22 protein-coding genes are annotated in these 19701 nt (G+C 58.9%); 12 read left to right on the plus strand and 10 right to left on the minus strand.

Features of this window, described 5'->3' with window-relative positions:
• Positions 1-49: 49 nt before the first annotated feature.
• Positions 50-256: a hypothetical protein gene (locus RUESEDTHA_RS05040; protein ID WP_180884964.1), complete on the minus strand. Its 207-nt coding sequence runs from the start codon at positions 254-256 to the stop codon at positions 50-52.
• Positions 257-761: 505 nt separating this feature from the next.
• On the opposite strand from RUESEDTHA_RS05040, the gene RUESEDTHA_RS05045 reads away from it, so the two are divergent.
• The 7 genes from RUESEDTHA_RS05045 to RUESEDTHA_RS05075 all read left to right on the plus strand — a co-directional run bounded on the left by RUESEDTHA_RS05045 (position 762) and on the right by RUESEDTHA_RS05075 (position 5860).
• Entirely contained in the window at positions 762-1697 is a 936-nt protein-coding gene (locus tag RUESEDTHA_RS05045) for an aspartate carbamoyltransferase catalytic subunit (RefSeq protein WP_180884966.1), read from the plus strand.
• Positions 1694-2212, plus strand: coding sequence for a hypothetical protein (locus RUESEDTHA_RS05050; protein WP_180884968.1), 519 nt, complete (start codon positions 1694-1696; stop codon positions 2210-2212). The genes RUESEDTHA_RS05045 and RUESEDTHA_RS05050 overlap by 4 nt, the downstream gene beginning before the upstream one ends.
• Positions 2197-2583: a hypothetical protein gene (locus tag RUESEDTHA_RS05055; RefSeq protein WP_255431623.1), complete on the plus strand. Its 387-nt coding sequence runs from the start codon at positions 2197-2199 to the stop codon at positions 2581-2583. Before RUESEDTHA_RS05050 ends, RUESEDTHA_RS05055 begins: the two co-directional genes overlap by 16 nt.
• Positions 2580-3041 (plus strand): hypothetical protein, encoded by a 462-nt coding sequence (locus RUESEDTHA_RS05060; protein WP_180884969.1) that lies wholly within the window; start codon positions 2580-2582, stop codon positions 3039-3041. Before RUESEDTHA_RS05055 ends, RUESEDTHA_RS05060 begins: the two co-directional genes overlap by 4 nt.
• Positions 3038-4318, plus strand: a complete 1281-nt coding sequence (gene pyrC, locus RUESEDTHA_RS05065; protein WP_180884971.1) for a dihydroorotase — start codon at positions 3038-3040, stop codon at positions 4316-4318. The genes RUESEDTHA_RS05060 and pyrC overlap by 4 nt, the downstream gene beginning before the upstream one ends.
• Positions 4318-4923, plus strand: a complete 606-nt coding sequence (gene plsY / locus RUESEDTHA_RS05070; protein WP_180884973.1) for a glycerol-3-phosphate 1-O-acyltransferase PlsY — start codon at positions 4318-4320, stop codon at positions 4921-4923. The genes pyrC and plsY overlap by 1 nt, the downstream gene beginning before the upstream one ends.
• Before the next feature lie 460 nt (positions 4924-5383).
• Positions 5384-5860, plus strand: coding sequence for a YHS domain-containing (seleno)protein (locus tag RUESEDTHA_RS05075; RefSeq protein ID WP_171122705.1), 477 nt, complete (start codon positions 5384-5386; stop codon positions 5858-5860).
• Between the two features lie 69 nt (positions 5861-5929).
• Here the strand turns inward: RUESEDTHA_RS05075 and RUESEDTHA_RS05080 are convergent, their stop codons facing one another.
• Positions 5930-6913: a quinone oxidoreductase gene (locus RUESEDTHA_RS05080; protein WP_180884975.1), complete on the minus strand. Its 984-nt coding sequence runs from the start codon at positions 6911-6913 to the stop codon at positions 5930-5932.
• A 194-nt stretch (positions 6914-7107) separates the two neighbouring features.
• Between RUESEDTHA_RS05080 and RUESEDTHA_RS05085 the strand changes: the two genes are divergently transcribed.
• Entirely contained in the window at positions 7108-7965 is an 858-nt protein-coding gene (locus RUESEDTHA_RS05085) for a DUF2189 domain-containing protein (RefSeq protein WP_180884977.1), read from the plus strand.
• Between the two features lie 16 nt (positions 7966-7981).
• On the opposite strand, the gene RUESEDTHA_RS05090 is transcribed toward RUESEDTHA_RS05085, so the two are convergent.
• Together RUESEDTHA_RS05090 and RUESEDTHA_RS05095 are read right to left on the minus strand one after the other, a co-directional pair.
• Positions 7982-8965 carry an NAD(P)H-quinone oxidoreductase gene (locus RUESEDTHA_RS05090; protein WP_180884978.1) on the minus strand — a complete coding sequence of 328 codons (984 nt, stop codon included), beginning with the start codon at positions 8963-8965 and terminating at the stop codon, positions 7982-7984.
• A 55-nt stretch (positions 8966-9020) separates the two neighbouring features.
• Positions 9021-9713, minus strand: a complete 693-nt coding sequence (locus RUESEDTHA_RS05095) for a COQ9 family protein (RefSeq protein ID WP_180884980.1) — start codon at positions 9711-9713, stop codon at positions 9021-9023.
• Between the two features lie 111 nt (positions 9714-9824).
• Between RUESEDTHA_RS05095 and rpsU the strand changes: the two genes are divergently transcribed.
• Positions 9825-10031, plus strand: a complete 207-nt coding sequence (gene rpsU, locus RUESEDTHA_RS05100) for a 30S ribosomal protein S21 (RefSeq protein ID WP_005614280.1) — start codon at positions 9825-9827, stop codon at positions 10029-10031.
• 119 nt (positions 10032-10150) lie between these two features.
• Here the strand turns inward: rpsU and ppk2 are convergent, their stop codons facing one another.
• The gene (gene ppk2 / locus RUESEDTHA_RS05105; protein ID WP_171122715.1) at positions 10151-11068 is read right to left on the minus strand and encodes a polyphosphate kinase 2; all 918 of its coding nucleotides are present in this window, start codon (positions 11066-11068) and stop codon (positions 10151-10153) included.
• A 345-nt stretch (positions 11069-11413) separates the two neighbouring features.
• Between ppk2 and RUESEDTHA_RS05110 the strand changes: the two genes are divergently transcribed.
• Positions 11414-12202 carry a CPBP family intramembrane glutamic endopeptidase gene (locus RUESEDTHA_RS05110; RefSeq protein WP_180884982.1) on the plus strand — a complete coding sequence of 263 codons (789 nt, stop codon included), beginning with the start codon at positions 11414-11416 and terminating at the stop codon, positions 12200-12202.
• Between the two features lies 1 nt (position 12203).
• On the opposite strand, the gene RUESEDTHA_RS05115 is transcribed toward RUESEDTHA_RS05110, so the two are convergent.
• Positions 12204-12662 (minus strand): Lrp/AsnC family transcriptional regulator, encoded by a 459-nt coding sequence (locus RUESEDTHA_RS05115; RefSeq protein ID WP_180884984.1) that lies wholly within the window; start codon positions 12660-12662, stop codon positions 12204-12206.
• Positions 12663-12798: 136 nt separating this feature from the next.
• On the opposite strand from RUESEDTHA_RS05115, the gene ald reads away from it, so the two are divergent.
• A complete protein-coding gene (gene ald / locus RUESEDTHA_RS05120; protein WP_180884986.1) occupies positions 12799-13917 on the plus strand; it encodes an alanine dehydrogenase in 1119 nt (372 codons plus the stop codon).
• A 130-nt stretch (positions 13918-14047) separates the two neighbouring features.
• Here the strand turns inward: ald and RUESEDTHA_RS05125 are convergent, their stop codons facing one another.
• Positions 14048-14854, minus strand: coding sequence for a mechanosensitive ion channel family protein (locus tag RUESEDTHA_RS05125; protein ID WP_180884988.1), 807 nt, complete (start codon positions 14852-14854; stop codon positions 14048-14050).
• A 214-nt stretch (positions 14855-15068) separates the two neighbouring features.
• Here RUESEDTHA_RS05125 and RUESEDTHA_RS05130 point away from each other — a divergent pair, with 214 nt between their 5' ends.
• On the plus strand, positions 15069-15767 hold the full coding sequence (locus RUESEDTHA_RS05130) for a glutathione S-transferase family protein (RefSeq protein ID WP_180884990.1): 699 nt from the start codon (positions 15069-15071) through the stop codon (positions 15765-15767).
• Positions 15768-15804: 37 nt separating this feature from the next.
• On the opposite strand, the gene RUESEDTHA_RS05135 is transcribed toward RUESEDTHA_RS05130, so the two are convergent.
• The 3 genes from RUESEDTHA_RS05135 to RUESEDTHA_RS05145 form a co-directional block, all read right to left on the minus strand.
• Positions 15805-16254, minus strand: a complete 450-nt coding sequence (locus RUESEDTHA_RS05135) for a YtoQ family protein (RefSeq protein ID WP_180884992.1) — start codon at positions 16252-16254, stop codon at positions 15805-15807.
• 128 nt (positions 16255-16382) lie between these two features.
• Positions 16383-18779 (minus strand): phenylalanine--tRNA ligase subunit beta, encoded by a 2397-nt coding sequence (gene pheT / locus RUESEDTHA_RS05140; RefSeq protein WP_180884994.1) that lies wholly within the window; start codon positions 18777-18779, stop codon positions 16383-16385.
• Positions 18780-18857: 78 nt separating this feature from the next.
• Entirely contained in the window at positions 18858-19661 is an 804-nt protein-coding gene (locus RUESEDTHA_RS05145) for a PHB depolymerase family esterase (protein ID WP_180884996.1), read from the minus strand.
• Positions 19662-19701 lie beyond the last annotated feature (40 nt).

The raw sequence follows: 19701 nt of genomic DNA on the forward strand, positions 1-19701 counted from the left end.
GATCGGATGGCCCGTCCCGCTCAGCATTGTCTTATTCATGTTGGTCCTATTACGATTCCTTGCCATTGCACTGTTGCTGATCCCCCTCGGCGACCCGGGCTTTGCGCAGCTTCAAAACCGGGGCGGTCTGTACGACAGGAACACCTTTCCGAACCGGGGCGGCATCTATGAGCGGAACAATCAGTGCCCCGGCGGTCAATTCAAATGCGGTGCCCGTTGCTGTTCCGGCGGACAAAGATGCAGTTTCGACGGCCACTGCATTCCTCTGGGCGGCACCTATTGCGGCGGTGGGCGCACATGTGGCCCATTCGAGCGGTGCGTTGCAGGCGGTAGATGCGCACCACGAGGGGTAAACAAGTGCCGGTCGCGCCTTGACTGTCCCGGCGGCAGTTTTTGCAATACGCGGGGTGAGTGCGAGCGGACCACACCCGATCTTCAACCGCTCCCTTCCTTAAAATGCGATGACGGGCGGACCTGCGATTCGGGCTCCGCTTGCCTGCCCGGCGGTGGATGCTCGCGCCCGGGCTGGTTTTTCTGCGAAAAAACCGGGTCGCAATGCCGTCCCGGGTTCAAGTGTTCCAAGAATCAGGGCTGTGTCCCGGTCAAGGCGGTGGACTGCGGCTATGGCAAATGGTGCAAACCCGGTGAACAGTGCCTGCCCGACGGCGGGTGCGAGAAACTGCCCGAAGGGTCCGATCCTTAGTTGCCTTGCCTCTCGCAGCTTCTTATAAGCGGCTCGATTGTCAGACAGGAGCCCGCCCATGCGTTTCGCCCATCGTCACCTTCTTGGCATCGAGCATCTGTCGCAATCCGATATTACCGCCATTCTTGATCTGGCCGAAAAATATGTCGATCTGAATCGTCAGCCAGCCAAGCGTTCAGACGTGCTCTCGGGGCTGACCCAGATCAACATGTTCTTTGAAAATTCGACCCGCACACAGGCCAGCTTTGAAATCGCGGGCAAGCGATTGGGCGCAGATGTGATGAACATGGCGATGCAGGCCAGCTCAATCAAAAAGGGCGAAACGCTGATCGATACGGCAATGACCCTGAACGCGATGCACCCCGATCTTCTGGTGGTGCGGCACCCCCATTCCGGCGCGGTCGATCTGCTGGCACAAAAGGTTAATTGCGCCGTGCTGAACGCAGGCGACGGGCGGCACGAACACCCCACGCAGGCTTTGTTAGACGCGCTGACCATCCGCCGCGCCAAGGGCCGTTTGCACCGGCTGAACATTGCAATCTGCGGGGACGTGGCCCATTCGCGCGTGGCCCGGTCGAACCTGATCCTGCTGGGCAAGATGGAAAACCGCATCCGGCTGATCGGACCGCCAACTCTGGTGCCCGGTCAATTCGCTGACTTCGGTGCTGAAATCTATGACGACATGAACGAGGGGCTGAAAGACGTGGACGTCGTCATGATGCTGCGCCTTCAAAAGGAACGGATGGACGGCGGCTTCATCCCTTCGGAACGCGAATACTATCACCGCTATGGGCTTGACGCCGCGAAACTGGCGCAGGCCAAGCCAGACGCCATTGTCATGCATCCCGGCCCGATGAACCGCGGCGTGGAAATCGACGGCACTCTGGCCGACGACATCAACCGCTCGGTCATTCAGGAGCAGGTCGAGATGGGCGTCGCCGTTCGCATGGCCGCGATGGAGCTGCTTGCCCGCAACCAGCGTGAGGCCGCATGAGCGATCTGACCGTTGCCCCCCAAGAACACGGCGTGATCCGCCTGTTCACGCTGGACATGCGCCCGGAAGAGGCGAAGTTCCTGCGCGAACCGGGCGCTGCGGATCAGGTTCTTGGGGTTGCGGGTCTGGACCCCGATCAAATCGACATTTTCCCTGTCGCCGACCTCCAAGACCTAGGGCTTTATGGATATCTCAACGAGGGGTGCGGGGTATCGGAAGATCAGTTGAACCGCGCAGATCTTGAGGCGGTTGACGGCTGGGTCATGGCCGTTCGCAGCGCAGCTTTCGGTGGAAACGCCGCCGAACTGAAACCCGACCCAAGGCTGCACCTCATCGGCCTTTATACCGAAGAAGCAACCAATTGGTCCGGCGGTATCATCGCATCCGAAAGCGCTAAGCCGTTCTCGGCCCCGCAGGCAGCTTCGGCCAATGACGCGCCGCGCCGTGTCGGGTCCGCAGTCTTGGGGCTTGTGATCCTGTTGTTGATCGGGGGTGTCCTTTGGCTGATCCTGTGACCTTCACCGCCGACAAAAGCGCCTATATCCGCACCAACACATGGCTGGCCGCCTTTGCTATGGCGGGTGCAATGGTCGTGCTCTGGCTGGTTGGGAATCCTTACATCTGGACCGGCGCGCCTGCGGGCCTTGCCGCAGTTGGTGTCCGTGCGTGGTATCTGGCCTCGGAAGAACTCAGCAACACGTGGAAGATGTCCGAGACCACCCTAACAGGCCCCGGCCCACGCAACGTACCCCTGAACCAGATCGAGGCGGTCAATGTCATGGGCAGCTTCGTGCAAATCGTCACCAAGGGCGGCGACAAGCACCTGATCAAGTATCAGGCCGACCCCGCCGCCACCAAAGCCGCAATCGAAAGGGCTATCAGATGACGGCTGTGGATGACGATTGGTGGCGTAGCCAAATTCCCGAAAAGGAACAGGTGATCTGGTCAGGACGGCCATACCAAGGGTATTTCCCACCCCGGCTGGGGTGGGGATACAGAATTATGATCGCCTGCCTTACATTGGGTTGGCTTGCCAGCCCCTGGTTTGCCGAAACTGTCCGGGACTACTGGAAGTTGGTCGGCTGCACGATTTTTCTGGCTTTTTTCGTATGGTGGGAACGATTGATCCGGACCCGGCGCGTGTATGTTGTCACAAGCCGTAACGTCTGGTGGCTAAGCGAGATTTTCAAATCCAGGCGACTTCCCATTCATCGCAACCTAAAATTCTACCGAAACGGTCGCAACATCGTGTTCTACCACCTGCGATTTCTTGTTTTTGAGTATCTGCCCGATCCTGACGCCGCCATGGCAGCCCTGACCAAAGCCCGAGAGGCCCAGACATGACCGACCAGCTTTTCACCAACGCCCGCCTGATCGACCCCGAGGCCGGGACAGACAGCCTCGGTTGGCTACGGATAGCCGAAGGCCGGATCGTCACGCGCGGCGAAGGTGAGGCCCCATCCACCGACGCGCAGGCGATCGACTGTGGAGGGCATTGCCTTGCCCCCGGCATCGTCGATATCGGCGTCAAGGTTTGCGAGCCGGGCGAGCGGCACAAGGAAAGCTATAGATCCGCAGGTCTGGCCGCCGCTGCGGGGGGCGTGACCACAATCGTCACCCGACCCGACACTCTGCCCGCCGTAGACACACCCGAAACGCTGGAATTCGCCACCCGCCGCGCACAGGCAGATGCTCCGGTGAACGTCATGCCTATGGCCGCCCTGACCAAAGGGCGCGAGGGGCGCGAGATGACCGAGATCGGGTTCCTGCAAGACGCGGGTGCCGTGGCCTTTACCGATTGCGACCACGTGATCGCCAATACCAAGGTGTTTTCCCGCGCGCTGACCTATGCGAAATCCTGCGGCGCGCTGGTGATTGCCCATCCACAGGAACCGGGCCTCAGCGCCGGGGCTGCCGTCACCAGCGGCAAGTTCGCCGCCCTGCGCGGCTTGCCCGCCGTTTCCCCCATGGCCGAGCGGATGGGGCTGGACCGCGACATTGCCCTGCTTGAGATGACCGGCGCCGCCTATCACGCCGACCAGATCACCACCGCCCGCGCCCTGCCCGCGCTGGAGCGCGCCAAGCGCAACGGGCTGGATATCACCGCAGGCACTTCGATCCACCACCTGACGCTGAATGAACTGGACGTGGCCGACTATCGCACCTTCTTCAAGGTCAAGCCGCCGCTGCGGTCCGAGGACGACCGGCAGGCCGTGATCGAGGCGGTGCGGACCGGACTGATCGACACGATCAGTTCAATGCACACCCCGCAGGACGAAGAAAGCAAACGCCTACCGTTTGAAGAAGCCGCATCCGGCGCGGTGGCGTTGGAAACGCTGCTGCCCGCCGCGCTTCGTCTGTATCATAGCGAACAACTGGACCTGCCGACCCTGTTCCGCGCCATGTCCCTGAATCCGGCCAAACGGCTGGGGCTGGAGTCTGGCCGTCTGGCACAGGGCGCACCTGCTGATCTGGTTCTGTTCGACCCGGATGTCCCCTTTGTGCTGGACCGGTTCAGCTTGCGATCAAAGTCGCAGAACACACCGTTTGACGGCCAGCGGATGCAGGGTAAGGTCACCGCAACCTATGTCGCGGGACAAGAAGTTTACCGGAGACCCTGATGCCGCCATTTGACAGTTCCATGACCCAATTACTGCTATGGGCTGTGTTTGGGTACCTGATCGGGTCTATTCCGTTCGGGATGATCATTGCCAAGGTCATGGGCTTGGGCAACTTGCGCAATATCGGGTCTGGCAACATCGGTGCAACGAATGTGCTGCGCACCGGTAACAAATCAGCAGCAGCCCTGACGCTGCTGTTAGACGCGGCCAAGGGTGCAGTGTCAGTCCTGATCGCACGAGCGATGGCCGGCGAAGATGCGGCTCAGGTTGCGGCGCTGGCGGCCTTTCTCGGGCACTGTTTTCCAATCTGGCTGGGGTTCAAGGGCGGCAAGGGGGTTGCCACCTTTCTCGGGATTTGGCTGGCCCTGGACTGGCGCGTTGGCGTGGCGTGTTGCCTGACATGGTTGGTGGCGGCTGCGATTTGGAGGATTTCGTCGCTGGGCGCGCTTGCCGCGGCGGCGCTTTCGACCATTTGGGTCATGATCCTGACGGACACCACGACATTCGTTCTCGGAGCGATCCTGACCTTGCTGGTCTATTGGCGGCACAGCGCAAATGTTACGCGTATACGTGCCGGAACAGAACCCAAAATCGGGCAGTCTTGACCGCGACACAGCCCTTTCTACAGGCATTTTTTGCCCTGCCCGCTGGAACGTCAACGGGTCGGTTCAAAGGCAATCCCTATGTCCTGACCCGAACCGAGCTGGCCGGGGGCAAATCCCATAAGCTTGTCGCCCATCAATTAGGTGGGTCGGACTATATCAGCCTGAACCTTTACCTCACGAAAAACAGCGGTGCCTTGCTGCGCCCATGCGAGATGTCGGTGCAAAAAGTCACTGAGTTTGTTTTTTATTTTCAGCCGGATTATTAGGCATCGCCCTATTTTCATGCCTGAAATCCAATTATTACAGCGCCCTCACATTTCATTGTTTTGAACGTGATGCCAAGGCCGCCCATTTCGGGGTCGTGACGGCCAATTCCCGACCGCACTGAACAAAATCTCGAGAGTTGACCGGGCACAATTTGCGCGTCGTCTGGTGGCTCAATTCACGAAAGGTGAAAACCATGAACAAGATCAAATCCCTCATCGGCGGCGTTGCGCTGTCCGTCGCAGTCGCAAGCACAGCTCTGGCCGCTGGTGTTGAACTGAACGCAAGCTCGACTGGTCTGGCGTTGCAGGGCTATGACCCGGTTGCCTATTTCACCGTTGGCGAAGCGACCAAAGGCGACTACCGCATCACCGCGCTGCACAACGACGCGCTGTACCGTTTTGCATCGGAAGAAAACAAAGTCGCGTTTGAAGAAAACCCCGAAGCGTACCTGCCTGCATATGGCGGCTACTGTGCATTCGGCACCGCAATGGGCTTCAAGTTTGACGGCGACCCGAACTACTGGAAAATCGTTGACAACAAGCTGTACCTGAACCTGTCGTCTGACATTCAGGAACGCTGGGAAGGCGACATCCCGGGCTTTAACAAAGCCGCAGACGCCAACTGGAAAGACATCGCAAGTAAAACTCCGGCCGAACTGCAAGCGCAGTAAGCCAACCCTTGCGAAGAAAAGACCGGCGGCAGGAATGCCGCCGGTTTTCTTTTTGACGGCGGTTGCCGTTTACAATTCCAGCACCGTGCTGCCTGTGGTCTGGCGCGCTTCAAGCGCGCGATGGGCGTCCGCGACCTGTTCCAGCGGGAAACGCTGATCTATGTGTATCTTGACCTCATTGCCCGCCACCTTGCCGAACAAGCGCCGAGCCATAGCCTGACAAACAGCGTGATCGGCAATATGGGTGAACAAGGTCGGCCGGGTGATTTGAAGCGACCCCTTCTTGCCCAGAATTCCAATATCCATCAGCGGCACGGGACCCGACGCATTCCCGAACGAAATCATCATACCCAGCGGCCTGAGGCAATCCAGCGACCCGTTGAATGTATCGGCCCCAATCGAGTCCATCACCACATCCACGCCTTTGCCACCCGTAATCTCGGCCACGCGGTCCGTAAAGTTTTCGGTCCGGTAGTTGATGCAATGGGTGGCACCGTTGAACTGCGCCAGACTGCATTTCTCATCCGTACCTGCGGTTCCAATCAGCTTGATGCCCTCAGACTTGGCCCATTGGCAGGCAATCAGGCCCACACCCCCAGCTGCCGCATGGAACAGAACGGTGTCTCCGCGTTTCAGCGGCGTCGTGCGATGGAACAGATATTCAACTGTCATACCCTTGAGCATCATTGCCGCCGCCGCGTCGAACGAGATTTCATCAGGCAGGGGACAGACCTGAGCTGCAGGCATGACACGCGCTTCGCAATAGGCGCCCGCTGGGGCCGCGGCATAGGCGGCACGTTGGCCGGGTTCCAGATGGGTCACACCGTCGCCAACGGCTTCGATTATCCCTGCGGCCTCCATACCCAGAGCGTGCGGCAACTCCATCTGGTACAGTCCGGTGCGCTGGTACACGTCAATGAAATTCAATCCGCAGGCGTGATGGCGAATGCGTACTTCTCCGGGTCCCGGTTCACCAAGGGGGCGGTCTTCGATCTTGAGAACCTCAGGGCCGCCGTGTTCGTGAATAACGACGGTTCGTGCCGTTTGATGCATACTGAACCTCCTGTTGTCTGCCGCCAAGCTAACACGCCTGCGACACATAACAATCGGCACAATACCGCGAGGAACCGCCAAAACGGAAAAAATTGTGTTATACTGGTGCCTAAGCGTTGCCGGCTGGTCCGGCCAAAGGCAACTTTCGCCGGATCATCTCTGCTGCGTTCAAATGCAAACCGGAGGGGATGACGATGGCCAAGACTATTGGAAATCCGATCAGCTGGGCAGCCCGCAACATTGGTGCAACCGGTGATCATATCGCAGAAAGCGTGACCCGTATCGGAAGTTCGGACACGCAGCAATTGCCACGGGTTCAGACCCTGTCCCTAAGCGATCTTTGGGCCTGTCTGCGTGCGGGTTCGGAAGACTTTGTGGAAACCCGGGCAGACGCGATTTTCGTCGTGCTGATCTATCCGATCGCCGGGCTTTTGATGTTCGGGTTCGGGCTGAACAGGAACATGGTCCCCTTGCTGGCCCCGCTAATCGCAGGTTTTGCCCTTGTCGGTCCCGTTGCAGCCGTGGGCCTTTATGAAATCAGCCGCAAACGCGAACAGGGGGCCGAGGCCCATTGGCTGGATGCGTTCGGCGTTTTCCGCTCTCCCTCGTTCGGGGCGATACTGGCGCTGGGTTTCTATCTGGTCATGTTGCTGCTTTTATGGCTGATGGTCGCGCAAAGCATTTATGTCCAAACGCTGGGGCCCGATTTGCCAGCGTCCCTTGGGGCATTCCTGACCGAGGTCTTCACGACCCGCGCAGGCTGGACCATGATCCTGATTGGCAATGCAATCGGGTTCCTGTTTGCCCTGATCGCATTGGCCATCAGTGTGGTCAGCTTCCCATTGCTCTTGGATCGCAAGGTCGGTGTGCCGGTGGCCGTCGTAACATCGGTACGAGTGTTGCGACATAATCCAGGGGTTATTCTGACATGGGGACTTATCGTCGCCGCCTCATTGATTCTGGGCGCAATTCCGATGCTGTTGGGGCTGATTGTGATCATTCCGGTTCTGGGCCACGCCACATGGCATCTGTATCGCCGTGCCGTGGCCTGAACCGGTCGGCTGGCGCTTAGCCGACCTTCAGAACGATCTTGCCAATGTGGCCTGAGCTTTCCATTCGGGCGTGCGCCGCCGCTGCATCGGCCAGCTCGAATTCGCTGTCCATCACGGGCGCCACTTTCCCGGCGTCAAGCAGAGGCCAAACGGCCTCGCGCAGGTCCTGCGCGATCTTCGCCTTGGCCAGATCGGATTGCGGACGCAAAGTGCTGCCGGTCAGGGTCAGACGTTTCACCATCATCATGGCAAAGTTCAATTCGACCACCGGCCCCTGCAAAAAGGCGATCTGAACCAGTCGCCCGTCCTCGGCCAAGGCTTTCACGTTGCGCGGGATGTAGTCGCCACCCACCATATCAAGGATCAGGTTCGCGCCGCCTTCGGCGCGCATCGCTGCCACGAAATCCTCATCGCGATAATTGATCGCCTTTTCCGCGCCCAGCTTTTCGCAGGCCGCGCATTTCTCAGCCGACCCAGCGGTTGCAAAAACCCGCGCGCCAAACGCATTCGCCAACTGGATCGCCGTTGTACCGATTCCGCTGGAGCCGCCATGGATCAAAATCCGCTCGCCAGCTTTCAGACCGCCGCGCGTAAACACGTTTGACCAGACCGTATAGAAGGTTTCGGGCAGGCACGCGGCCTCTTTCAGGCCCATGCCTGCGGGCACCGGCAAGCAATGCGCGGCGGGCGTGGCGACGTATTCAGCATAGCCACCCCCCGGCAAAAGCGCGCAAACATTGCCGCCCACGGACACCCCTTCGACACCGGCTCCGACGGCTACGACTTCGCCGGAAGCCTCAAGCCCGGGCAGATCACTGGCGCCCGGCGGCGGATCATAAGCCCCCGCCCGTTGCAGCGCGTCGGGGCGATTCACCCCCGCATAAGCAACTTTCAGGACAACCTGACCGGCTTGTGCCTCAGGCATCGGGCGTTCAACCAATTGCAGAACATCCGGGCCGCCGGGTTTGGTAATTTCAACGGCGCGCATCATTTGGGTCATGGGCAAATCTCCTTTGCCAAATGCCTAACAGCCAAATAACGAAAGGCCCAGACGCTTACTTGCGTGGGTTCAGTATTCCCGGCAGATCGGCCCTCATTTTCATCGGAGCCTTCACCTGACCCGCCAGCCAGTTCGGGACCGCAAGAAACGGCTTGAACAAAGGGTTCCCGTTCACCTGCGCCTTGATCTTTTCGAACTGCATGACGTTGTCGATGCGGCGGTCCAAAAACTCCCACGATTTTTGATGGTTCGGCGAATCGTCCCCCAGCCAAAACAACACGGTCGAGGAATAGACCCCCGACAGCGTCGCGCGTTTCGTGTACCAGTTCACATCGTCTGACGTATCGCCCAGCGTGTCCCAGATCAGATCGCAGGTCTGCCACATTGCTTTGGCCCCATCGGCCGCGTGCATCGGCAGTGAAAAAAGTGTCACGCCCCGGCGCACCAGCTCTTTGTCCTCAACCGCTTCAAGTCGGAACCGGACGGCCGCGGCGATGAGGTCGCGGAACTTCAGATCACTTAAATCCTCAGATTTCAGGCGCTCCACCATCGCAGCGTCCCCCCGCGCGTGAAACGCCAGCGCCAGATCGACCGCACCACGGGGGCAGATGGCGCGGGCCAGCGCGTCGTCCATGTCGCAATCGGCTATGGCCATGCGAAAGCTGGTTTCAGACCAGCCGTCAAAGGGCACATGGGCCAGCATCGCGTCCAAAAGCTGGGTTTTGGCGTCTTCATAAGTGGTGGTCATGGCGGTTCTCCGGGTTCTTGCACCAGTACTAGACAAGTTAGGGGCGCTTTGCTATACGGCCACTTCCTGCAATTTCCTTGCAACTCTATCTAGAAAGGTGGTGACAACCACATGCAGGTTAGTGTTCGCGACAATAACGTCGATCAGGCGCTTCGTGCCCTGAAGAAAAAGCTGCAGCGCGAAGGCGTGTTCCGTGAAATGAAGCTGAAGCAACATTTCGAGAAACCGTCCGAGAAAAAAGCGCGCGAGAAAGCTGAAGCGATCCGCCGTGCCCGTAAACTGGCACGCAAGAAAGCCCAGCGCGAAGGTTTGCTCTAAGCACCTGACGCTCGTCCAGCTTTGGATGACACTGTTTGACGACCCCCGAGGCCCCGCCCGGGGGTTTGTCGTTTCAGGGCTAAAGAAAAAGCGCCCCCGAAACATCGGGGGCGTCAGAATCAATAGATCTTCGGAACGTGCAACTCATCCGGCAGGATGCGGCGTTCATATTCCGGGTTGTATTTGCGATCTGGCAGATTGACCTTTTCCTGCGGTACGTCCGTATAGGGGATCTTGGTCAGCAGGTGTTCGATACAGTTCAACCGCTCGCGTTTTTTGTCGTTGCCTTCGACGATATACCACGGAGCCTCGGGAATATTGGTGCGGAACAACATATCCTCTTTGGCCTTGGTGTAGGCTTCCCAGCGGATGCGGGATTCCAGATCCATCGGAGACAGCTTCCACTGCTTCATCGGGTCGTGGATACGCATAAGGAATCGCAACTGTTGTTCCTCGTCGGTGATCGAGAACCAGTACTTCAGCAGGATTATCCCCGAGCGCACCAGCATCCGTTCAAATTCGGGAACGTCCTGAAAGAACTGTCCCACCTGATCCTCGCTGGCAAAGCCCATGACCCGCTCGACGCCCGCACGGTTGTACCATGACCGGTCGAACAGAACGATTTCACCGGCCGCAGGCAGATGCGGAACGTAGCGCTGAAAATACCACTGGCTTTGTTCCCGGCGGCTGGGCGCAGGTAAGGCCACAACCCGCGCTACCCGAGGGTTCAGTCGCTGTGTGATCCGCTTGATCACCCCCCCTTTTCCTGCGCTGTCGCGGCCTTCGAACAGAATACAGACCTTGGCCCCGGTATGCTGCACCCAGTCCTGAACCTTGATCAATTCGGCCTGAAGGCGCAACAAGTTGCGGAAATAGACTTTGCGGTCCAGCATCTCGGGGTGCTGATCCTTGTAAATCTTGCGGATCTCCATCGACAGCATGGGCTCGCTGAATTCGATCTCAAAATCTTCGTCCAGCGTGTCTTCCAACTCGGCTTCCAGCCAGTCTTTGGGGGCATCGTTATTTTCGTAAGCCAAGGTTTGTTCCTTATCTCATGTCGGGCTCGGACCCTACCGGGCGAGTGTAAACGCCTGATGTCATCAGAAAAATTGATGAAGGCCCTGTTCCTAAGCTTAACCGCACTGCGCCGCAAGGTCACTGCGACACGAGAAAACACGCGGAAAGGCACCGAAATCAATGGAGGCACACGTCGTGTGCGCGCGGCAAAAATAACTCATTGCCAAACGGTTGGCACCGCTACCCGGCACGTTATCTTGCCTTATTCAACCCGGTGATCGCATCTGTATCTGCAGCAATCCCGCGAGAGCCCCGTGACACATTTTGCATCTTTGCTACCCGTAATTTGGCCCTGGCTGATACTCATGGCTGCGCAGATCGTCGCGGTAGCTGGCGGAAGGATGCTCTGCCTTGCTTTGCTTACCCTGTTTGGCGCGGTCGCTCTTACAACCGGGTTGATCACTCCAATCGCGTTTTGCACTGCGCTTGCGGGTCTTGGTGGCGCGGCCATCATACCTCGATTATCCGGGTATTCTGCAGGTTTTGGGCATACCGCAATGATCCTGTGGGCCGTTGCCTTGGGTGCGCATCTGGTCCCTGGCTTCCACAACCTGCTGGTTCTTGATCAGGTCCAATCGGGACCAGACAGCACGGCGTTCAGCATGTACCTGAACCTGGACAAACCCCTGGTTCTTTTCGCCGTTCTTCTGGCCTGGCCCAACATGAACACCCCAATCGCTCAGGTTCGCCGTTTCCCCTTGTTCGTTGGCCTAATACTCTTGCCTCTGCTGTTCGCAACTGGCCTTGCAACCGGGGCCGTTCGGCCCGAGATCGGCCTGCCCGAGTGGTGGCAGGTGTTCGCACTCGCGAACTTGCTGCTTACCTGCCTGACGGAAGAGGCTTTCTTTCGCGGCTATTTGCAATCCATGATTTCATCAAAACTTGGGGCAGCCTTGGGAATTGCCGCCGCGAGCGTTCTGTTCGGTCTGGTGCACTGGCCGGGTGGAATGGCGCTGGTCGCGTTCGCCTCGATCCTCGGGGCGGCTTGCGGGCTTGGCTATTATGCAACCGGTCGGCTTTGGGTACCCACGCTGATGCACTTTGTGTTCAACGCGGCGCATCTGGTCTTTTTCACCTATCCCGGTCCGGCCTGATTTACACAGGCAAAGCCGTGGTCTTGAACACCGTCCGCAGCGCGAAAGAGCTTTGCATCTGCGCCACGCCCGGCAGTCGCGACAGGTATTGGCGGTGAATGCGAGCGAAATCTTCAGTATTTTCCGCCACGACTTTCAGAATATAGTCCGCCGTTCCCGCCATCAGATGACACTCAAGAACATCCGGAATCCGTGCAACAGCCTTTTCGAATGCATCCAGAACCTCTTCGGCTTGACCCTGCAGCGTGATCTCGACAAAAACGGTCGTCGGCACCTTCATCTTGCGGGCATCCAGCAAGGCAACATAGTCCCGAATGTAGCCCTCTGACTCGAGCCGCTGCACGCGACGGTGACAGGCCGAGGGCGACAGGTTGGCCTGCTCGGACAACTCGGCGTTGGACATCCTGCCATTTCTTTGCAACGCGGCGAGAATCTTTCGATCTGTCGTATCAAGGCTCATGGGCGCAATCCTTTTGCAGACCAATGCTATTTTATCGAAGAATCTTCGGAAGAAAAGCGCACCAGCAGGCAGAGTTTCACAGAAATTGCACCCGACATTGCCTATAATTTAGGCAATTTATAAACGGAGAGGCCAAATGAAAATCGGTTGCCCCAAGGAAATCAAACCGCAAGAGTTCCGCGTCGGCATGACGCCCAACGCCGCGCAAGAGGCCATTGCCAGAGGTCACGAGGTGATTATCGAAACCGGGGCCGGACAGGGTTCGGGCTTTGACAATGCCGACTACATCGCAGCCGGAGCGACAATCGTCGACACCGCGGCCGAGGTTTTCGCCACGGCAGACATGATCGTCAAAGTGAAGGAACCGCAGGCGGCCGAGCGCAAGATGCTGCGCGAAGGTCAGTTGCTGTTTACTTACCTCCACCTTGCACCCGATCCAGACCAGACGCACGACCTGCTTGCTTCGGGATGTACGGCCATTGCTTATGAAACCGTAACCGACTCTAGCGGTGGCCTGCCCTTGCTTGCGCCAATGTCCGAGGTCGCGGGTCGCCTTGCGCCGCAAGTCGGTTCTTGGACCCTTCAGAAGGCCAACGGTGGCCGCGGGGTGCTGATGGGCGGTGTTCCCGGTGTTGGCCCCGCGAAAGTTGTGGTCATCGGTGGGGGTGTTGTGGGAACGCACGCTGCCCAGATCGCAGCCGGCATGGGCGCGGATGTCACTGTGCTGGACCGCTCTCTGCCGCGCTTGCGCTACCTCGACGACGTGTTTGGGAACAGGTTTAAGAACCAGTACTCGACAGCTGGTGCCACGGCAGAGCTGATTCAATCCGCGGACATGGTTATCGGTGCGGTGCTGATCCCCGGTGCCGCTGCCCCAAAACTCGTAACGCGCGAGCAGCTATCCACGATGAAACCCGGCGCGGTTTTGGTTGACGTCGCCATTGACCAGGGTGGTTGTTTTGAGACCTCAAAAGCCACAACCCACGCCGAGCCGATCTACGAGGTCGATGGCATCATGCACTACTGCGTGGCCAATATGCCCGGCGCCGTTGCACGGACTTCGACGATTGCATTGGGGAACGCGACGATGCCCTTCATGCTGGCGCTGGCCGATAAGGGCTGGAAACAGGCCTGTCAGGACGATCCGCACCTGCTGGCCGGGCTGAATGTTCACGCTGGACAACTGACCTATTATGCGGTCGGCAAGGCGCTGGGAATCGACGTTGTATCGCCCAATGTCGTGATCAAGTCCTGAACCCTCCCGCCCCTGAAAGCGCCCTCTGCCGAGGGCGTTTACAGCTTTGGGCCAAGCGCCGCGCCAAAGGCGCGGCGCCGGACCCAACCGGAGAAGGGCATTTCAATGCCCGACCGACGGGCGGGAGAACTTACGCCTGTTTGTGGATTTCCACCGAATGCGGATACGGAATCGAAACACCCTTGGCGTCGAACGCTTCCTTGATCGCTTTAGTCAACTCGAACTTCACGTCCCAGTAATCGGCATTTGCGCACCACAACCGCGCGGTCAAATCAACCGAACTGTCGCCCAGATTGGTCACGCGCACCCAAGGTTCAGGATCGCTCAGAATGCGGCTGTCCGCCTGCGCGACACTTAGAATGATCTTCATCGCCTCGTCCGCGCTGTCGCCATAGTCGATCCCAAACACCAAATCGACACGCCGGGTATCATGCGCCGAATAGTTCGAGATGATCGACCCCCAGGACTGACCATTGGGGACAATGATCTGCACGTTGTCGGGCGTCACAAGCTCGGTCGTGAAAAGGTTCAGGTCTTTCACGGTGCCGGACGTCCCGCCAATATCGACATACTGACCCAGCTTGTAGGGACGAAACACCACCAGCATCACCCCAGCGGCAAGATCGCTGAGCGTTCCCTGAAGCGCCAAACCGATCGCAAGCGACGCGGCACCCAGAATGGCGACGATACTGGTCGCCTCGATGCCGAAAATGCCCAGAACGGCGACCAGAACCATGGCCAGTATCGCCCATTTCACAAGGCTGGCGACAAAATTCCCAAGCGTCTGATCAATGTTCGGTGTTGCATTGATCCGGCGGCGGACCACGCCGCTGATCGCTCCAGCCACCATCCACCCAAGGATCAAAACAATCAGTGCCTTCACAGCGTTCACGATAAGGGGGGCAAACGCACCCACCTGAGTCACGACCTCATCCACGCGCTTCTCCTTTTCGAGTTACTCCTGACCCGCGACGGCTGCGCGGGATTGCCGAAGTTTGAGCGATAACGGGGCTTTGGTCTAGGTGTGAGATGCAACCCTTTTCCCCGTTGTTCCAGAATACACAGCCGCTGACCGGACATGCACACCCTCACTACTGGAAGGATCGCCCAACCGTGCTTACCTGTTCCAGACCGTCTGAAAGGAACCAACCATGCTGGACACCACCTCACACCCGATTACAGCCCGCTGGCCTGCCAGCAGCCCCGAAAAGATCCAACTCTATTCCTATCCCACGCCTAATGGCGTCAAAGTCTCGATCATGCTGGAAGAGACCGGCCTGCCCTATGAGCCGCATCTGGTCACGCTGGCCGACAAGGATGTCAAAAGCCCCGAGTTTCTTTCGCTGAATCCCAACAACAAGATCCCCGCGATCATCGACCCCAATGGCCCGGACGGGGAACCATTGGCGCTTTTCGAAAGCGGTGCGATTCTGCTGTATCTCGCCGAAAAAAGCGGCAAGCTGCTGGGATCAACGCCGACCGACAAACATCGTGTCACCCAATGGCTGATGTTTCAGATGGGCGGTCTGGGGCCGATGTTCGGACAGTTGGGCTATTTCCACAAATTCGCCGGAAAAGAGATCGAAGACCCCCGCCCCCGCGAACGGTACATCGCCGAAGCGAAACGGTTGCTGAACGTCCTGAACACTCAGCTCAACGGTCAGGACTGGATCGCCGGAGAGTACTCGATCGCAGATATCGCCATCGTTCCTTGGCTGCGCGGTCTGGACTATTACGGCGTCAAGGAAATCGTGGGATGGGACGATTTCGCGAACCTTCAACCCTATGTCGACCGGTTCCTTGCAAGACCTGCCGTACAGCGCGGCCTGCGTATTCCGGCGACAGAGTAAAACCGAGTGGGGTGAGGCCGCGCCTCACCCCGCACCCTCAGCCGGGAAGTTTGCCCGTCAAGACGTACCGCAGCACGTCGACGACTTGCGCGGGCTGCTCGGCAACTGCTAGCGCAGCGGCATCCACCTCTTTCAGGGCGTGCTGGTGATCGGGACCGTGCAATACGATCAGGGACTTGCCCAGAGCCGCAGCATACCCTGCATCGAATGCGGCGTTCCACTGTTTGTACTTCTCGCCAAACCGCACCACGACAACGTCAGCATCGGCGATACCCTTGCGCGTGCGAATGGCGTTAACCATCGCGCCCTTATGGTCATGCCAGTATTTGTTCGGCTCGGCACCCAGAATGGCCACCCCGCAATCGTCGCTGGCATCGTGGTCCGTTACGGGGCTGTTGAACGTAATATCCAACCCTTGTGCGCCTTCGATGATCTGCTCACGCCAGTCGGTGTGAATCTCTCCGGACAGGTAAACGCTCAGGCTCATGGAACTCTCCTTACTGGTTGGCGCGACCCTAGTGCGAATTCTCTGGCAACCCAAGGGGTCGCAACGTCATAGGTTCGGCAAAAAAAGCGCGCCAAAAGGCGCGCCCTGAACTTCGATTGCCAACAGACTTAACCGCGCAGCGTTCCACCGGTCGCCTTGGTGACCTTGGCGATGATCTTCTGGGCGGCCGCCTCAATATCTTCTTCCTTGAGCGTCTTGTCTGTCGGTTGAAGGCGCACGGTGATGGCGAGGGACTTCTTACCCTCGCCGACGCTGCCACCGATGAATTCGTCAAAGACGCGGACATCCTCGATCAGCGCCTTGTCCGCACCTGCGGCTGCATTGACCAAGGTCAGCGCCTCGACGCTTTCGTCCACGACAAAGGCAAAATCCCGCTCGACCGCTTGCAGATCACGCAGTTCCAATGCGGCTCGGGTCGCGCCGGATTTGCGGGGCAGAGGCACCTCATCCGGCCATATGGTAAAGGCCATCGCCGGGCCCTTGATATCCATCGCCTGCAGGATACGCGGGTGCAGTTCACCAAACACGCCCAACACCTTTTTCGGACCCAAACAGATTCTACCGTGACGGCCCGGATGCCACCATGCATCGCCATCGCGCAGAATCTGAACCTTGGCGGGCGCACCAATGGCTGCAAGCACAGCCTCGGCATCTGCTTTCACGTCGAACAAGTCGACGGGGCGTGACGCACCATGCACGTCCTTTGGCCCATCGCGACCGACCAGCAAACCGGAAATCTGCGTTTTCTGATCCCCCGGCTCGCCATCATGGAAGACGGGGCCAACCTCGAACAGGGCCACATCTGCATATCCGCGCGCCTGATTGCGCGCCGCAGCCTGCAACAGTCCTGGCAGAAGATCGGGGCGCATATGGCTCATCTCAGACGAGATCGGGTTTTCCAACTGCGTCGTCTCATCACCGCCACCGAACAACGCAGCCGACGCCTGATCAATGAACGTGTATGACACGCACTCATTATACCCCAAGGCCGCGCAAGTACGACGCGCCATGGATTGACGGCGCTGTGTGGGCGTCATCACCGGTTTGGGGATACCATCCTTGATACGCGGCAGCGGCTTGCCTTTCAGCTTGGTCAGGGACGCAATCCGCGCGACCTCTTCCACCAGATCGGCTTCACCCATGATATCCGGGCGCCAACTAGGAACATGGGCCATCTCGCCCTCAAGGCGGAACCCCAGACGGGTCAGGGTCTGGCGCTGCTCGCTTTCGGGAATATCCATCCCGACCAGCGACTGCACCCGTGCCGCATCCAGCTTGTAGGCACGCGCATGGTTCGGTGCTTTGCCGGCTTCGACAACGGACGAAACCTCGCCCCCGCAGATATCCAGAATCATCTGCGTTGCCTGCTCCAGCCCTTCGCGGGTGTAGTCGGGATCAACGCCACGCTCGAACCGATACCGCGCGTCCGAGTTGATCTTGAGCGCACGGCCAGTCAGCGCAATCTGCACATGATCCCAGAACGCGCTTTCGAGGAAGACATTCACGGTCTCTTCGGTACAACCGGTTTCCTCGCCACCCATGATGCCAGCGATAGATTCCGCGCCCTTGTCGTCCGAAATCACCATCATGCCGGGTTGCAGCGTGTATTCTTTTTCGTCCAGCGCCACCAGCTTCTCGCCGCCCTTGGCGCGGTGAACGCGCAGGTTGCCCTGCACCTTGTCCGCATCAAACACATGCAGCGGGCGGTTCTGGTCAAAGGTCATGTAGTTGGTGATATCCACCAGAGCCGAAATCGGACGCAACCCAATCGCCTTCAACTGATCCTGCAACCATTGCGGGCTGGGTCCGTTCCTGACCCCGCGGATCACCCGTCCGGTGAAGTGCGGCGCGCCGTCCAGCGTGTCTTCGTCAATCGTCACCTTGATCGGGCTTTCAAAATCGCCGGGTACAGGCGCATAGTCACGCTGCTTCAGCGTCCCCACGCCCCGTGCGGCCAGATCGCGCGCAATCCCCGCCACGCCCAGCGCATCGGGGCGGTTCGGCGTGATCGCGATCTCGATCATCGGATCGACCTTCGAAGGTTCATTCTCGGCCAGCCAATCAACGAACTTGTCACCCACCTCGCCCGAGGGCAGCTCGATAATGCCGTCATGTTCGTCCGACAGCTCCAGCTCACGTTCCGAGGCCATCATGCCATAGCTTTCGACACCCCGGATTTTGCCGACGCTGATGGTGATATCCAGACCGGGGATGTACATGCCCGGCTTGCAGACAACGACCGTGATCCCTTCGCGGGCATTGGGCGCGCCGCAGATGATCTGCAAATCGCCCTCATCGGTTTCCACGGTGCATACACGCAGCTTATCCGCGTCGGGGTGCTTCTCGGCATGTTTCACATGGCCCAGCGTAAAACCAGCCAGCCGGTCCGCCGGGTTCACGATCTCTTCGACCTCAAGGCCAAGGTCGGTCAGCGCCTCGGCGATCTCATCAACCGACGCATCCGTATCGAGGTGGTCTTTCAGCCAGGACAGAGTGAATTTCATTGCAGCGGGCTTTCTTGGGCAATCATCCGTTTGGCACAGGCAATGGCAAAGATTGCGCCAAGGTGCAAGCGCTGCGCGCTACGGATAGGTGGGGGTGCGGCCCAAAAGCTCGTCCAATTGCCAGCCGATCCAGCCATGCGGTATGAAATGCCCGCCCGGATGCGTGTCCAACACCACCTGCCCTTGCGCACAATCGGCCCATTCCGTGCGGCTGAGCGTCAGGAACGGCTTTACGCTCCAATCCCCGCGCGGGGTCGCGCCGTTGCAATTGTACTTCTCGCGCCACAGCGCCACCGGATAGGTCGTGTCGCCATCGGGGCCAAGGGGGAAATCCATCACCGTATCATCCAAGCCATGCACATGCCGCACCTCACGCGGAGCCTCAGGGCAGGTTTCCGTCTGACGGATCGAGCCGGCAACAGCCAGCAGCGCCGCCATGTCATTGCCCGACTGACACACAAAGCGCCACGCCATCGCACCGCCATAAGAATACCCCGAGACATAGATGCGGTCCGGATCAACTGGATAGCGATTGGCCACATCCTCTAGGACCCTATCGGCAAAGGGGACATCCCCGGTATCCGCCGACCAGAAATTCCAGCTTTTGCCCAAGCCGTTCGGGGCCACCAGCAACACGCCCCGCAGTTTCGTGGCCCCCGCGATCCGTTCATGGTTCACCACTACGGTGCCCTGCCGCGACCACCCGTGAAAATGCAGCAGAACTGGCAGGGGGCTTTCCCCATCCCATCCATCCGGCTCCAGCACGTGATACGAACGGTCCCCGACCTCACAGGCGGTATCGCCATGGCAATCGGATTTCCAAGGCCCCATGGCGAGTGCCGGGGTTGCGGTCATCAAGAGGAAAAGCAGTCGATAGATCATAGGCCAGAACCTAGTCACCTGACACGCAGTGTCACATAAA

It is taken from the genome of Ruegeria sp. THAF57 (genome assembly GCF_903914075.1).
GTDB lineage: Bacteria > Pseudomonadota > Alphaproteobacteria > Rhodobacterales > Rhodobacteraceae > Ruegeria.